The organism is Streptomyces sp. NPDC057697 (genome assembly GCF_042799335.1).
Classification (GTDB): domain Bacteria; phylum Actinomycetota; class Actinomycetes; order Streptomycetales; family Streptomycetaceae; genus Streptomyces.
The window spans coordinates 93,017-110,662 of the sequence record NZ_JBHVJA010000018.1 but is presented as its reverse complement, the minus strand read 5'-3'; the positions used below and the strand labels follow the sequence as shown (position 1 = coordinate 110,662).

The following is a 17,646-nucleotide window of genomic DNA, read 5'->3' as shown; positions in this document are numbered from 1 at the left end:
CTGGGGGCGGCCGGCTGGAGGGGGTACGGCGCTCAGCCGAGTTCGGTGTCGATGAAGGCGAAGATCTCGTCGTCCGTCGCCGCGTCGATCTTGTCGGCGACCCGCTCGGCCTCCACCGGCCTCGCCGCCTTGTCGAAGCGGGCGAGCAAGGTGGCGAGGCGTCGCTGGATGTCGGCGCTCTCCTCGTCGGTCGGGTCGACGTCGGTCAGCATCTGCTCGATCCGATCGAGTTCGCCGAGCAGGCCCTCCGGGCCCGCCGCAGGCAGGTTCGGTATCTGTGTGCGCAGATGACGGGCCAGGTCGGCGGGGGTCGGGTGGTCGAAGACGACCGTGGCGGGCAGCTTCAGTCCCGTGGCCGTGTGCAGCCGGTTGCGCAACTCCACCGCCGTGAGCGAGTCGAACCCGAGGTCCTTGAAGGCACGCTCCGGCTCGATCGTCGCGGCGGAACGGTGTCCCAGCGTCCCGGCGACCTCCGTACGCACCAGGTCCAGCAGATGCGCCGCCCGCCGGCTGTCGCTCATCGCCGCCAGCCGCTCGGCCAGCCCGCCGCCCGAGCCCGCCGCTGCTCCGGCCGCGGTCTGCCGCCGCGTCCTGACGGACACCAGCGCACGCAGCATGGCGGGCACGCCTTCGGAACGGCCACGGAGAGCGGGGAGGTTGAGCCGGACGGGGACAAGCAGGCCGCCGTCCTGGTCACCCGCGACCGCCCGGTCGAGCAGTTCAAGCCCTTCGGTCTCGCTCAGCGCTTCCGCACCGAGCCGCGCGATCCGCTGATGGTCTGCCGTACTCAGCCCGGACGTCATCGCGCTCGACCCGGCCCACAGACCCCACGCCAACGACAGACCAGGCAAACCCTCAGCACGACGGGACTGGGCAAGAGCATCCAGGAACACGTTCGCCGCAGCGTAGTTGCCCTGGCCGGCGTTCCCGAAGACACCCGCAGCGGACGAGAACACCACGAACGCCGACAGATCGAGGTCACGGGTCAGCTCGTGCAGGTTCCACGCCGCATCCACCTTCGGACGCAACACCTTGTCGAGGCGAGACGCGTCCAGGGCCTCCAGCACACCATCATCCAGCACACCCGCCGCATGGACCACGGCCGTCAGCTCACGACCGTCCAGGACCCGCGCCAACGCGTCACGGTCAGCCGCATCACACGCCTGCACCTCTACAGCCGCGCCCTGAGCGGCAAGCTCATCACACAGCCCGTCCATACCCTCAGCCGCCGGACCACGCCGACTGACCAGCACCAGCTCCCGCACACCATGCACCGACACCAGATGCCGGGCCACAAGCCCACCCAGCGCACCGGACGCCCCAGTGACCAGCACCGGACCCTCCCCGAACGCCGGAACACCGGAAACGTCTGCCTGCGCACGGGTCAGACGCGGGACACGAACCGACCCGTCCCGCACCGCCCACTGCGACTCACCACACCCCAGCCCGGACGCCAGCTCCTCCGCACCCGCACCCACCGGAAGATCCGCCAGCACGAACCGCCCCGGAAACTCCGACTGAGCCGCACGCACCAAACCCCACACCGGAGCAACCCGCACATCCACCAACTCACCACCCAACACACCCACCCCACCCCGCGTCACCACGACCAACCGCGAATCCGCCAACCGCTCCTCCGCAACCCACCGCTGCACCACACCAAGAACATCAGCCAGCCCGCCCCGCACCGCATCCGGAACCGAACCACCACCAACCGGCACACACTCCACAACAACCGTGCCCGGCACAACCGAACCGGAAGCCGCAAGCAGCTCATCCACATCCGCGAACGCGAGACCACCATCACCCAGAGGCGAATCCCCCAGCACCGCCCACGTCTCGCCGACGGCGTCCGAAGTCGCCTGCGCCGGAACCCACTCCACCCCGAACAGGGAATCGGCATCGTCCCGGACCGACAACTGCTCCGGACTCACCTCACGCAGTACCAGCGACTCCACCGACGCGACCGGCAGCCCGGACTCGTCGAACAGGTCCACGGTCACGCCCTCGCGCCCATCCGGCACAATCCGCACCCGCAGCGCCCTGGCACCGACCGCGCACAAGGAGACGCCTGACCATGCGAACGGCAGCGGCGTGCCCGACCCCTCCCCCGCAGAGGCGAAGCTCATCGCATGCAGAGCGGCATCCAGCAGCGCCGGGTGCAGCCCGAACGCATCCGCCGCGTCCGCGGCCTCCTCCGGCAGCGCGACCTCGGCGAACACCTCCTCGCCTCGCAGCCAGACCCGACGCAGACCCTGGAAAGCAGGCCCGTAGTCGAAACCCCGCTCGGCCAGCGCATCGTAGAAGTCAGCCACCCCGACCATCCGGGCGTCCTGCGGAGGCCAGACCTCAGCGAACTCGACCGGAGCACGGTGCTCGTCGGTGGCCGCCAGGACGCCGTCCGCGTGTGTGGTCCACTCCCCGGTCCCGGCACCAGCCAGATCGCAAGGACGCGAGTGGATCTCGACCGTACGACGGCCTTCTGCATCCGTCTCCCCGACCGACACCTGAAGCTGCACCGCACCAGCCTTCGGCAGCACCAGCGGCGCCTGGAGCGTCAACTCCTCCAGCCGACCGCAACCCACCTCGTCCCCGGCCCGCAACGCCAGTTCCACCAGTGCAGCCCCCGGCACCACAACAGTCCCGTAGACCGCGTGATCCGCCAGCCACCCCTGGGAAGCGACCGACACCCGACCCGAGAACACCATCCGATCCGACGCGGCCAGCTCCACCGCAGCCCCCAGCAACGGATGCCCCGTCGCACTCAGACCCACAGCCGCAACATCACCGGCCCCAGCCGGGGCATCCAGCCAGTACCGCTCATGCTGGAAGGCATACGTCGGCAACTCCACCCGCCGACCACCGGGCAGCGCCGCCGACCAGTTGACCGAGACCCCGGCCACATACAACCGACCCACCGCGGACATCAACGCCCGCGCATCGCCCTGATCCCGGCGCAGCACCGGCACAGCGGCCACACCCGCCTCAAGCGTCTGGCCGACCAGCCCGGTCAGTACGGCGTCCGGGCCCACCTCCACGAACCGCCTGGCCCCGAAAGCATGCAGGGCATGCAGTGCGTCGGCGAACCGTACCGCCTCCCGTACATGCCGCACCCAGTACTCCGGCGCGGCGATCTCCGCGCCCACCACCGAACCGGTCACCGCCGACACGAACGGAACCGACGGCTCACGGAACGAAAGCCCCTCCACCACCGCACGGAAGTCCTCCAGGACCGGATCCATCAACGGCGAGTGGAACGCATGACTCACAGCAAGCCGCTTCACCCGACGACCCCGGCCCTCCAGGACAGCGGCCACCCCCTCGACCTCGGCCCCGGCACCGGAGACCACCACGGCCTCGGGCCCGTTCACCGCGGCAACACCCACCCGGTCCCCGATCCCCTCCAGCAGCGGCAGCACCTCTGTTTCGGATGCCTGCACCGCCACCATCAGCCCGCCAGAGGGCAACGCCTGCATCAACCGGCCCCGAGCCGCCACCAGCACACACGCATCCGCCAGCGACAACACCCCACTCACATGGGCAGCAGCGATCTCACCGATCGAATGCCCCGCCACCACATCCGGCACAACCCCCCACGACTCCAACAACCGGAACAACCCCACCTCCACCGCGAACAACGCCGGCTGAGCAAACTCCGTCCACGACAGCACCTCCCCGTCCCCGCCCCACATCACTTCGCGCAGCCCACGCGACAACACCCCGTCCAGCTCCGCGCACACCTCGTCCAGCACATCCCGGAACACCGGGAAGACGTCATAAAGCTCGCGCCCCATACCCAACCGCTGAGCACCCTGACCCGTGAACAAGAACGCAGTACGCCCCGAAACAACAGAGGCAGACTCCGTCAATGAACCGAGCCCTTCGGCAAATTCACCCAGGTCGCCACCCACAACGACGGCCCGGTGCTCCAGCGCCCCACGCATCGTCGCAAGAGAGAACGCCACATCCACCGGCCGCAGCTCAGACCGCCCCACAACAAACGAACCCAACCGCGCCGCCTGCGCCCGCAGAGCTTCCTCCGACCTGGCACTGATCAACCACGGGACCACCGGCAGAGAAGACTCCACCGCACCCTCATCAGCGGAACGCGCCGGAGCCTCCTCCAGAATCACATGCGCGTTCGTGCCGCTGGCGCCGAAGCTGGAGACACCGGCTCGGCGGGGGTGCCCGGTTCCGGGCCACTCCCGCGGCTCGGCGAGCAGCTGTACGTTCCCCGCCGACCAGTTGATGTGCGGCGACGGCTCCTCCACGTGCAGCGTGCGCGGAAGCACACCCGCCCGCAAGGCCATCACCATCTTGATGATCCCGCCGACTCCCGCGGCAGCCTGCGTGTGCCCGATGTTCGACTTCAACGACCCCAACCACAAAGGACGTTCCTCATCGCGCCCCTGCCCGTAGGTCGCCAGCAGGGCCTGCGCCTCGATGGGGTCCCCGAGAGTCGTGCCCGTGCCATGGGCCTCCACTGCGTCGATCTGTCCGGGCTCCAGTCCCGCGGCGGCGAGCGCCTGCCGGATCACGCGCTGCTGGGACGGGCCGTTGGGCGCCGTGAGGCCGTTGGACGCACCGTCCTGGTTGACCGCGCTGCCCCGTACGACAGCCAGTACGCGGTGCCCCAGACGTTCGGCGTCGGACAGCCGCTCCACGAGGAGCATGCCGACGCCCTCACTGAAGCCGGCGCCGTCCGCACTCGCGCCGAACGCCTTGCAGCGGGCGTCGGGCGAGACGGCGCGCTGACGGCTGAATTCAAGGAACATCTCGATCGACGACATGACGGTGACGCCGCCGACGAGTGCGAGCGAGCATTCGTCCTGCCGGATCGCCTGCATGGCGAGGTGCATCGCCACGAGGGACGACGAGCAGGCGGTGTCGACGGTCACCGCCGGGCCTTCCAGGCCGAAGGTGTAGGCGATACGGCCGGTCGCGATGCTTCCGGCGCTGCCGTTGCCGACGTACCCCTCGACGTCCTCGGGCACGGTGCCCGCGCTGAGCCGGGCGCCGTAGTCGTGGTACATGACGCCCGCGAATACGCCGGTCCGGCTGCCGCGCAGGGTGGCCGGGTCGATGCCCGCGCGCTCGAACGCCTCCCACGACGTCTCCAGCAGCAGTCGCTGCTGCGGATCCATCGCCAGGGCCTCACGGGGCGAGATCCCGAAGAACGCCGGGTCGAACTCGGCCGCGTTCCGCAGGAAGCCGCCTTCACGGGAGTAGATCCGTCCGGGGACGCCGGGGGTCGGGTCATAGAGGGTTTCGAGGTCCCAGCCACGGTCGCCGGGCATGGTGTCGATCGCGTCGCGGCCCTCGGCGACCAGTCGCCACAGGTCCTCCGGGGACGCCACGTCGCCGGGGAATCGGCAGCTCATGCCGATGATCGCCATGGGTTCGTCTGCGGCGGCCGGGGGGCTCGGGTGGGACGCCGGGGCGTCGTCGGCCGGGCTGGTGCCGCCGAGTTCGGACCACAGCAGGCGGGCGACGGCGGTGGCATTCGGGTGGTCGAAGACCAGGGTCGCGGGCAGGCGGAGCCCGGTGGCGGCGCCGAGCCGGTTGCGTAGTTCGACGGCGGTGAGGGAGTCGAAGCCGATGTCCTTGAAGGCGCGTTCGGGTTCGACCGCGTCGGCGGAGGCGTGGCCGAGGACGGCCGCGACCTCGCCGCGGACCAGATCGAGCAGGAACTCCTCACGCCGGTCGGCGGGCAGTGCGGCGAGCCGTCCGCCGAGGTCGCCGCCGTCGGCCGACGCGGCACCGGCAACCATGCCGGCCGCCTGTCGGCGGGCGCGGTGCGGGACCAGGGCGCTCAGCAGCACCGGCAACTCGGAGGCGGCAGCGCGCCGCCGCAGGGCCGCGAAGTCCAGCCGTACGGGGAGCAGGTACGCCTCGTCGGTGCGGGCGGCCGCGTCGAGGAGGGCGAGGGCCTGTCCGGTCTCCATGGCGGCGATGCCGAGCCGGGCGAGCCGGTTCAGGTCGGTCTCGCCGAGCCGACCGGTCATCGCGCTGGTCTCGGCCCACAGCCCCCAGGCCAGCGACAGGCCGGGCAGTCCCTCGGTGCGGCGGGCCTGGGCGAGGGCGTCGAGGAAGACGTTGGCGGCCGCGTAGTTGGCTTGGCCGGCGTTGCCGAAGGTGCCGGCGCCGGCGGAGAACAGCACGAACGCCGACAGATCGAGGTCACGGGTCAGCTCGTGGAGGTTCCACGCGGCATCCACCTTCGGACGCAACACCTTGTCGAGGCGAGACGCGTCCAGGGACTCCAGCACACCATCATCCAGCACACCCGCCGCATGGACCACGGCCGTCAGCTCACGACCGTCCAGGACCCGCGCCAACGCGTCACGGTCAGCCGCATCACACGCCTGCACCTCTACAGCCACGCCCTGAGCGGCAAGCTCATCACACAGCCCGTCCATACCCTCGGCCGCCGGACCCCGGCGACTGAGCAACACCAGCTCCCGCACACCATGCACCGACACCAGATGCCGGGCCACAAGCCCACCCAGCGCACCGGACGCCCCAGTGACCAGCACCGGACCCTCTCCGAAGCCCGCAGCCTCACCGGCCGAGACCCCCGCCCGCACCACACGGGGTACGCGCACGACGCCGTCCCGCACCGCCCACTGCGACTCACCACACCCCAGCCCAGCCGCCAGCTCCTCCACACCCGCACCCACCGGAAGATCCGCCAGAACGAACCGCCCCGGAAACTCCGACTGAGCCGCACGCACCAAACCCCACACCGGAGCAACCCGCACATCCACCAACTCACCACCCAACACACCCACCCCACCCCGCGTCACCACGACCAACCGCGAATCCGCCAACCGCTCCTCCGCAACCCACCGCTGCACCACACCAAGAACATCAGCAAGCTGATCCCGCACCGCATCCGGAACCGAACCACCACCAACCGGCACACACTCCACAACAACCGTGCCCGGCACAACCGAACCAGAAGCCGCAAGCAGCCCATCCACATCCGCGAACACCCGGCCACCATCACCCAGAGGCGAATCCCCCAGCACCGCCCACGAGTCGGCCTCCGCCGTGCCACCACCGGCAGCGGGAACCCACTCCACCCGGAACAGCGGGTCGGCGTCCCCCGGAGCCGCGGCCGCGAGCTGCGCCTCGGACACCTCACGCGTCGCCAGGACGTCCACCGTGGCCACCGGCCCACCGGAGGCGTCCGCCACGTCGAGCGTCACCGTCGTCGGATCACCGGCGACCGGGGCCATGCGTACGCGCAGGGTGGTCGCGCCGACGGCGTGCAGGACGACCCCGCGCCACGAGAAGGGCAGCCGGTTCCCGGTGGCACGGTCGTCGGCGGGGGCGAAGAGCGTGAGCAGCCCGGACTGGAGCCCCGCGTCGAGCAGCGCGGGATGCAGTCCGAACTCGCCGGAGGCACTCGCGACCCCTTCGGGAAGGGCAACCTCGGCAAAGACTTCGTCCCCGCGGCGCCAGACGCCGCGCAGGCCCTGGAAGGCGGGGCCGTACTCGTAGCCACGGTCGGCCATCGTCTCGTAGAAGCCGTCGATGTCGAGGGCTTCGGCGTCCCGCGGCGGCCAGACGGCGAGGTCGCCCCGGCTGCCGGCGGGCTCGTCGGCGCCGGGCATCACCGTGCCCGTCCCGTGCAGCGTCCACGCCCCCTCCGCGCCCGGCTCCTCCGGCCGCGAGTAGATGTCCACGCTGCGTACTCCGGCGTCATCGGCGGCGCCGACAACGACCTGGACCTGCACCGCGCCCTCGGACGGCAGGACGAGCGGGGCCTGGAGTGTGAGTTCCTCCACGCGTCCGCAGCCGACCTCGTCGCCCGCGCGGACGGCGAGCTCGACCAGGCCGGTGCCGGGCACGAGGACGACACCGCGTACGGCGTGATCGGCGAGCCAGGGGTGTGTGGCGAGGGAGAGCCTGCCGGTCAGCAGGGTGCCGCTGCTGCCGGCAAGGGTGACGGCCGCCCCGAGGAGTCCGTGTCGGGCGGCGCCCAGCCCGGCTGCCGCGACATCGGCGCCGCTGCCGGAGGTGCTGTCGAGCCAGTACCTCCGGCGCTGGAACGCATAGGTCGGCAGCTGTACCGGGCTCACGCTCGGTACGAGTCGTGACCAGTCGACCGTGACCCCGGCGACCCACGCCTCGCCCAGCGAGGTGAGCAGCCGCCGCGCACCGCCCTCGCCCCGGCGCAGCGTTCCACAGACCGCACCCCGCGCACCGGCGGCCTCCAGCGTCTCCTGCACCCCCACCACCAGCACCGGATGCGCGCTCACCTCCACGAACGCGTCGAACCCCCGGCGCGCCAGCTCCCGCACCGTCTCCTCGAAGCACACCGTCTGCCGCAGATTGCGGTACCAGTACCCGGCGTCGAGTCCCGTGGTGTCGAGGACTCCACCGGTGACGGTGGAGTAGAAGGGCACCTCGCCCGTCCGGGGGGAGACGTCCGCCAGGACGTCGAGGAGTTCTTCCTCCGTCTGTTCCACGAAGACCGAGTGCGATGCGTAGTCGACGGAGATGCGCCGCACTCTCACTCCGTCGCTTTCGAGTGCGCTCACGAACTCGTCCAGTGCGTCGACGTGTCCGCACACCACACTCGATGCCGGGCCGTTGACGGCCGCGAGGGACAGGCGCCCTTCCCATGGCGCCAGCCGGTCCCGCACCGCGTCGGCGGCCAGGGCCACCGACGCCATACCGCCCTTGCCCGCCAGCAGGCCGCCGATCACCGCACTGCGCAGTGCGACCACGCGCGCACCGTCGCGCAACGAGAGTCCGCCCGCCACCACCGCGGCGGCGATCTCACCCTGGGAGTGGCCCACCACCGCGGCAGGCTCCACCCCGCAGGCCCGCCACAGCTCGGCCAACGACACCATCACCGCCCACAGCACCGGTTGCACCACATCGACGCGGTTCGAGAGCTCCTCGTCCCCGCCCCGTACGACCTCCAGCAGATCCCAGTCCACGAACTCGTTCAGTGCCTCGCCGCAGGCGAGCATCGACTCCAGGAACGCGGGTGACGAGTCCAGCAGCTCCACCGCCATGCCCACCCACTGCGACCCCTGCCCCGGAAACACGAACACGGGCTTGGTGCCGAGATCGGCGACTCCCTTCGCCAGCCCGTTCCCGGGCCGGTCGGCGGCGAGGGATTCGAGGCCGGCGAGCAGTTCGTCCCGATCGCCACCGACGACGAGGGCGCGCCGGGCGAGTGCGGACCGGGTGGTGGCGAGCGAGAACGCCACGTCCGCGGCGGCCGGTCCGGGCCGCGCGGCCACGTGCCCGCGCAGCCGCTCGGCCTGGGCGCGCAGGGCATCCGGGGAAGCGGCGGACACCGGCCAGGCGACGATCTCCGTCCCGGAGAGTGCGGGCGTCCTCTCGTTGCCGGATCCGCCTTCCGGGTCGCCGGGGGCCTCGACGGCCTCGGCCTCCTCCACGATCACGTGTGCGTTCGTCCCGCTGATCCCGAACGACGACACGGCGCCCCGGCGCGGACGGCCGGCCTTCGGCCACTCCCGCTCCTCGGTCAGCAGCCGCACGTGGCCCGCCGACCAGTCGATGTGCGGCGACGGCTCGTCCGCGTGCAGGGTGCGCGGCAGCACACCCGCCCGCAGCGCCATCACCATCTTCATGATCCCGCCGACTCCCGCGGCGGCCTGTGCGTGGCCGATGTTGGACTTCAACGAGCCCAGCCACAGGGGCTGTTCGTCCGGCCGCCCCTGGCCGTAGGTGGCCTGGAGCGCCTGCGCCTCGATGGGGTCGCCGAGCCTGGTGCCCGTGCCGTGCGCCTCCACGACGTCCACCTCGGACGCCTGCACCCCGGCGTTCACCAACGCCTGGCGGATCACCCGCTGCTGGGCAGGCCCGCTCGGCGCACTCAGCCCGTTCGACGCACCGTCCTGGTTGACCGCGCTCCCCCGCACCACCGCCAGCACCCGGTGCCCCAGACGCCGCGCGTCCGACAGCCGCTCCACCACCAGCATGCCCACGCCCTCACCGAAGCCCATGCCGTCGGCGGACGCGGAGAACGCCTTGCACCGGCCGTCGGCGGCGACACCGCGCTGCCGGGAGAAACCGGTGATGGTGTGCGGGGTGCTCATCACGGCGACACCGCCGGCAAGGGCCATGGTGCACTCGTTGCGGCGCAGCGCCTCGCAGGCCAGGTGGAGCGTGACGAGGGAGGAGGAGCAGGCGGTGTCGACGGTGAGCGCCGGACCTTCGAGGCCGAGGACGTAGGAGACCCGGCCGGAGACCACGCTGGAGACGCTGCCGGTGACGAGGTGGCCCTCCAGGCCCTCCTCCACCTCGGACAGGCGAGCCCGGTACTCCTGGTAGTTGCAGCCGACGAACACACCGGTGCTGGAGCCGCGCAGGGTGGCGGGGTCGATGCCGGCGTGCTCCAGGGTCTCCCAGGCGACCTCCAGGACGAGTCGCTGCTGCGGGTCCATGGCGAGCGCCTCGCGCGGCGATATCCCGAAGAACTCCGCGTCGAACTCGGTGGCGCCGGTCAGGTAGCCGCCCTCGCGGGCATAGGTCGTACCGGAGATCCGCGCCTCGGGGTCGTACAGCGCCTCGACGTCCCAACCACGGTCGGTGGGCAGGCCGCCGACAGCGTCGACGCCTCCGTGCACCAACCGCCACAGATCCTCCGGCGAGGCGACGGAGCCGGGGTAGCGGCAGCCCATGCCGACGATCGCGATGGGCTCGTTGCTCTGTGCCTCGTACTCGCGCAGCCGCTGCCTGGTCTGCTGCAGATCGGCCGTGACACGCTTCAGGTAGTCGACCAGCTTGTCGTGATCCGCCATCAGTTCCTACCCCTGTGAGTCGCTGAGTACGTGGTGCGTGGTGCTGCGGGCCTCGTGCGGGCTCGCCCCCGGGGACGAGCCCGCACGACGCGGAGTGCGTCCGTTCAGATGCCGAGTTCGTTGTCGATGAAGGCCAGCACCTCGTCGGCGCTGGCCGATTCGAGGGTCGCGGCGGAGGTGTTCGTGGCCGTTTCGGCCGTCGTACGGCCGCCGTCCGGCTCGCTCCACCGTGTGAGCAGCGAGCGCAGCCGCAGGGTGATCTCGAGCCGGGTGTTGGTGTCCGGGTCGATGGACGCCAGCCGCTGGGACAGTGCTTCCAGGTCGGTGAGGACGGAGCTGTCGTCGTCGGCGTCGTGCCCGTACAGCTCGGTCTTGATGTACGCGGCGATGGCGAGCGGTGTCGGGTGGTCGAAGACCAGTGCGGCGGGCAGGGCGAGGCCGGTGGCCGCGGCCAGCCGGTTGCGCAGCTCCATCGCGGTGAGGGAGTCGAAGCCGAGGTCGCGCAGGGCGCGGTCCGGGTCGAGCTGGTCGGGGCGCTCGTAGCCGAGCACGGAGGCGGCCTCGCCGCGGACCAGGGTGAGCAGGGCGCTGTCCCGGTCGGCGGGCGGCAGGTCGGCGAGCCCGGAGCCGCGCTGCCCCGGTTCGGGGGCCGGGCCCGCTGCCGCCGGTGCGGTGAGCGCCCGGATCTGCGGCAGGTCCTCGAACAGGGGTCGCGGGCGGGCCGCGCTGAACAGGGGGAAGAACCGTTCCCAGGCGACGGGTGCCACGGTGAGCACGGTCTCGTCCCGGTCCAGGGCGTGTTGCAGCGCGGTGAGGCCCAGTTCGGGTTCGATGAGGGGCAGGCCCCGCCGGTGCAGCTGGTCGAGGTCGACGGCCTCGGAGATGCCGCCGGCACCCTCGACGCCGAACGCGTTCCACACGCCCCAGGCGATGGAGGTGGTGGGGATGGAGCGGGCCCGGTTGTGTTCGGCGAGCGTGTTGAGGAACGCGTTGGCGGCCGCGTAGGCGCCGTGGTCGCCGCTGCCCCATACGCCCGCGATGGAGGAGAACAGGACGAACGCGTCCAGTTCGTCGTGGTCGACGAGTTCGGTGAGGTGCAGGGCGCCGTCGACCTTGGCGGCGATTCCGGCGGCGAACGACTCCGGGCCGGTGTCCTCCAGGGAGGTCAAGTCCGCGACGCCCGCGGCGTGCAGCACCGCGCGTACGGTCTCCCCGGCGTCGGCGAGCTCGTCCAGGAGCGCCGCCACGGCCTTGCGGTCGGAGACGTCGCACGCGGCGAGGGTGACGCGGGTGCCGGTCCCGGCGAGCTCGTCGCGCAGCTGCTCGGCGCCGGGCGCGTCGGCTCCGCGGCGCCCGGTGAGCACCAGGTGTTCGGCGCCCTCGGCGGCCAGCCACCGGGCGAGGACGGCTCCCAGGGCGCCGGTGCCGCCGGTGACGATCACCGTGCCCCGCGGACGCCAGGTGCGTCGGGCGGACCGCTGCTCGCCGGGGGCGTGGGCGAGCCGGCGGATGAAGGTGCCCGACGGACGCAGCGCCAGCTGGTCCTCGACGCCGTGCCCGGCGAGCGCGGCGCACAGCATGCGGGCGACCCGGGCGTCGGTGACGCCGGGCAGGTCGATCAACCCGCCCCACCGGTCGGCGTGTTCGAGGGCGGCGACCTGGCCGAGGCCCCAGATCAGCGAGCCGAGCGGGGCCCGCGGGTGGGTGTCCTCGCCGACCGCGACGGCCTGCCGGGTCACCATCCACAGCGGGGCGTCGATCCCGGCCCGGCCGAGGGCGCGCACCAGGGCGAGGCTGGTCGCCAGCCCGCTCGGCATGGCCGGGTGGTCGGGGTGGCGTTCCTCGTCCAGTCCGAGGAACGACACGATTCCGGCCGGTGCCGGGCCGGGCCGGGAGACGAGGCCGCGCAGCCGCTCGGTGAGCCGGTCCAGGTCGGCGTCGGCGTCATCGGCCGTCATGCGGACGACCTCGGCCCCGGCCTTCGCCACGGCGTCCAGGGAGGTGGTGACCGACGGGTCGTCCAGGTGCCGTTCCGGTACGACGGCCAGCCAGGGCCCGGTGAGGACCGGGGCGCCGGGCCTCTCGGGCAGGCGCTTCCAGGTGGTCCGGTAACGCCACGCGTCGACGGCCGCCGTGGCCCGCATGCGCTGGCGCCAGTCGGCGAGCGCGGGCAGGACGGTGCCGAGCGGGGCGTCGGGCGCGACGTCCAGTCGGGCGGCGAACCCGTCCAGGTCGGTGTGCTGGACCACCTCCCAGAACGCGGCGTCCTGGTCCGAGGCGGGTCCGTCACCGGGGTCGGCGGAGGTGCCGTCGAGCCAGTGGCGCCGGTGCTGGAACGCGTACGTCGGCAGCTCCACCACGTCGCCGGCCGGCACCAGCCGAGACCACTCGACCCCGACCCCCGCGACCCACGCCTCGCCCAGCGAGGTGAGCAGCCGCCGCGCACCGCCCTCGCCCCGGCGCAGCGTCCCGCACACCACACCCCGCGCTCCGGCCGCCTCCAGCGTCTCCTGCACCCCGACCACCAGCACCGGATGCGCGCTCACCTCCACGAACGCGTCGAACCCCCGGCGCGCCAGCTCCCGTACCGTTTCCTCGAAACGCACCGTCTGCCGCAGATTCCGGTACCAGTACCGGGCATCCAGCCCTGCCGTGTCGAACAACTCGCCCGTCACCGTCGAGTAGAACGGCACGTCACCGCTACGCGGCTCCACCGCTTCCAGAACGCCGAAGAGCTCCTCCTCCGCCTCCTCCACGAACACCGAATGCGACGCGTAGTCCACCGCGATTCGCCGTGCCCGTACGCCTTCGGCCTCCAGGACGGCCACGAACTCGTCCAGCTCGTCCACGTGACCGCAGACCACACTCGCCGAGGGTCCGTTCACCGCTGCCAGCGACAGCCGGTCCGCCCACCGCGTGAGCCGCTCGCGCACCGCGTCCGCCGGCAGCGCCACCGACGCCATGCCGCCCCGGCCCGCCAACGACCGGCCGATCACCCGGCTGCGCAGCGCCACCACCCGTGCGCCCTCCCGCAGCGACAGTCCGCCGGCCACCACCGCGGCGGCGATCTCACCCTGGGAGTGGCCCACCACCGCGGCGGGCTCCACCCCGCAGGCCCGCCACAGCTCGGCCAACGACACCATCACCGCCCACAGCACGGGCTGCACCACGTCCACGGCCTCCAGCACCGACGCGTCCGCACCGCGCAGAACCTCAAGCAGGTCCCACTCCACGAACTCCGTCAGCGCCTCCCGGCACTGCGCCATCGACTCCGCGAACACCGGCGACGAGTCCAGCAGCTCCACCGCCATGCCCACCCACTGCGACCCCTGCCCCGGAAACACGAACACGGGGCGGCGGGAAGGAGCGGCCCCCTCACCCAGCACGGCCCGGGGGGCGGGACGGCCGGCGCTCAACGCGTCCAGGGTGACGAGGAGTTCGTCGCCGTCGCCGCCCACGGCGACGGCCCGGTGCTCCAGCGCCGTACGCCTCGTCGCGAGGGAGAACGCCACGTCGCCGGGGGTGGTTCCGGGGCGCTCGGTCACCAGCCCGCTCAGCCGTTCGGCCTGGGCGCGCAGGGCGTCGGCGGACGCGGCGGACAGCACCCACGGCACGGCCCCGGGCGCGCTGCCGAGAACGCCGGCGGGCGCCTCGGGCGCACCGTCGGTCTCCGGGGCGGCTTCGAGGATCACATGGGCGTTGGTGCCGCTCACGCCGAAGGAGGAGACAGCGGCCCGGTGCGGACGGCCGTCCTTCGGCCACTCCCGCTCCTCGGTCAGCAGCCGCACGTGGCCCGCCGACCAGTCGATGTGCGGCGACGGCTCGTCCGCGTGCAGGGTGCGCGGCAGCACACCCGCCCGCAGCGCCATCACCATCTTGATCACACCGCCGACTCCGGCCGCGGCCTGTGCGTGGCCGATGTTGGACTTGAACGATCCCAGCCACAAAGGCCGTTCGGCATCGCGGCCCTGGCCGTACGTGGCGATGAGGGCCTGCGCCTCGATGGGGTCGCCGAGTCTGGTGCCCGTGCCGTGCGCCTCCACGACGTCCACCTCGGACGCCTGCACCCCGGCGTTGGCCAGCGCCTGGCGGATCACCCGCTGCTGGGCGGGCCCGCTCGGCGCGCTCAGCCCGTTCGACGCACCGTCCTGGTTGACCGCGCTCCCCCGCACCACCGCCAGCACCCGGTGCCCCAGACGCCGCGCGTCCGACAGCCGCTCCACCACCAGCATGCCCACGCCCTCGGCCAGACCGAAGCCGTCCGCGGACGCGGAGAACGCCCTGCACCGCCCGTCGGGGGACAGGCCGCGCTGGCGGGAGAACTCGACGAGCATGCCGGTGCTCGGCATCACGGTGGCACCGCCGGTCAGCGCCATGTCGCACTCACCGGTGCGCAGCGCCTGGCACGCCTCGTGCAGGGCGACCGCCGACGAGGAGCAGGCGGTGTCGATCGTCAGCGACGCCCCCTCCAGGCCGAGCACGTAGGAGAGGCGCCCGGAGGCGACGCTGCCGGTGGAACCGAGGAACAGGTGGCCTTCGACGGCTTCGGCCTGCGCGGTGGGCTCGCCGGCGCGGGGGCCGTAGTCCTGGGCGATGAGGCCGAGGAAGACACCGGTGCGGGAGCCCTTGAGGGCGTGCGCGTCCAGCCCGGCGTCCTCGATCGCCTCCCAGGCGGACTCCAGGACGAGTCGCTGCTGCGGGTCAATGGCGAGCGCCTCGCGCGGCGATATCCCGAAGAACTCCGCGTCGAACTCGGCGGCGTCGTGGAGGAATCCGCCCTCGCGCTGGAGGAACCGGCCGGGGCCGCGCATCTCGGGGTCGTAGCCGTCGGCGATGTTCCAGCCGCGGTCCGTGGGCAGCGGGCCGATGGCGTCGACACCGGCGCGGACCGTGCGCCACAGGTCGGCGGGGGATCCTATGCCGCCCGGGTAGCGGCAGGCCATGCCGACGATCGCGACGGGCTCGTCGTACGGCGCGGTCGGGCCCCCCGTGGCCGGGACGGGCTCGCTGTCGGCCGCGGTGCCGAACAGCTCGGCGTCCAGGTGGGCGGCGAGCGCGTCCGGCGTGGGGTGGTCGAAGACGATGGTCGGGGAGAGCCGCAGCCCGGTCGCGGAGTTCAGCCGGTCGCGGATGCCGACGGCGGCGAGCGAGGTGAGGCCGAGGTCCCGGAAGGTGCGGCGGCCGTCGATGGGGTCCGTGTCGTCGCCGTCGAGTGCCGAGGCGACGCACTCCCGCACCACGGTCAGCAGTCGGGTGTGGCGTTCGGCCGGGTCGAGCGGCGCCAGGCGGGCGTGCAGCGCCCGGTGCGGGGCGTCGCCGTCCGCCGTCTTCTCGCGCGGCCCGGCGCAGAGGAACGCCTCCGGCAGCCGTACGGCCTCGGATGCGGGCAGCACGCTGGGCATGTCCGTGTCACCGCCGGACACGTGCAGCTCGGCCAGCGACGCGAGGAAGCGGGACGGACCGCCCTCGCCGCGGCGCAGGGTGCCGAGGACGGTGGCCGTGCGGCCCGCCCGGGTCGCGGAGACCTCCATGGCGGTGGTCAGCACCGGGTGCGGGCTGACCTCGACGAACCTGGTGTGCCCGGCTTCCAGCGCCGCGCGGGTGGCGTCGGCGAAGCGGACGGTGGAGCGCAGGTTGTGGCACCAGTAGTCGGCGTCCATGGGCGTGCCGTCGAGCGCTCCGCCGTGCAGCGCGGAGTAGACGGGGATACGGGGGGCGTGGGCGCGGATGGGGGCGATGTCCTCGCGGATGCGAGGAAGGATCGCGTCGATGTGCGGGGAGTGCGCGGCGAGCCCCACGTCGACGCGGCGGGCGTGGACGCCCTCGGCGGTGAGGTGGGCGACGAGTTCCGCCACCGCGTCCACATCACCGGAGGCGACGGTCGAGCCGGGGCTGTTCTCCGCGGCGACGGCCAGCCTGCCCGGCCAGCGCCGGCCGAGCAGGTCGGCGAGTTCACCGGCGGGCATGAGCACCGACACCATGTCGCCGCGCCCGGCGAGGGTGGCCTGCGCCTGGCTCCAGCGGGCGACGACCCTGGCGCTGTCGTCCAGGGACAGCGCCCCGGCGACCTGCGCGGCGGCCAGCTCACCGAGGCTGTGCCCGAGCACGGCGCCGGGGGCGGCCCCGGCCACGCTCCACAGGTCGGCCAGCGCCACCATCACCGCGAACAGCGCGGGCTGCACCACGTCGGCGCCGGCCGGTTCGGGACCGTCGGCCGCGCCCGTCACGGAGTCCAGCAGACAGTGGTCCAGGTAGGGGGCGAAGGCGTCGGCGCAGTCGTGCAGCGAACGGGCGAACACCGGTGCGGTGTCGAGGAGTTCGCGGGCCATGCCGGTCCACTGCGAGCCCTGACCGGGGAAGACGAAGACCGGTCCCGCCGGGGAGGCGTCCGTGCGGGTGCCGGTGACCACCGCCGGGTGGTCGGCGCCGGCGGCCAGCGCGGCGAGCGCGTCCAGGGTCTGCGCGCGGTCCCCGGCGAGGACGACGGCCCGGTGGGGACCCGCCTCGGCTCCGGCCCCGACGACGAGGGCCTGTCCGACCCCGGCCGACGGCCATGCGTCGGTCGCGTCGAGATGCGTGCGCAGAGCCTCGGCGCGGGCCCGCACGGTGGCGGCGCCGGGCCCTGTCAGGACCCAGGGCAGCACGGTCCCCGTCCGGGGGAACAGTGCGGAGCCGCCTGCGCTGCCACGGTGTTCGGACACGTTCTTGCTCCCGTCGTCGTTCTCTTCACACAGGTCTGCGGTACGTATGGCCCGCGGCGGTGGGGGGGGCGGGGGGGGCGGGCCGCCCCCCCCCCCCCGGCGCCGGGCCCCCCCCCCCCCGGGGGGAGGCCGCGGGGCCCCCCCCCCGCCCCCCG

Annotated in this window: 2 protein-coding genes; both read right to left on the bottom strand. The window is 72.7% G+C overall.

What is annotated here, in order from left to right; all coding sequences use genetic code 11:
• Positions 1–32: 32 nt before the first annotated feature.
• Entirely contained in the window at positions 33–10,790 is a 10,758-nt protein-coding gene (locus ACFVFH_RS32780; RefSeq protein WP_383775640.1) for a type I polyketide synthase, read from the bottom strand.
• 104 nt (positions 10,791–10,894) lie between these two features.
• Positions 10,895–17,491 carry a type I polyketide synthase gene (locus ACFVFH_RS32775; RefSeq protein WP_383775637.1) on the bottom strand — a complete coding sequence of 2,199 codons (6,597 nt, stop codon included), beginning with the start codon at positions 17,489–17,491 and terminating at the stop codon, positions 10,895–10,897.
• Between the last annotated feature and the right edge of the window lie 155 nt (positions 17,492–17,646).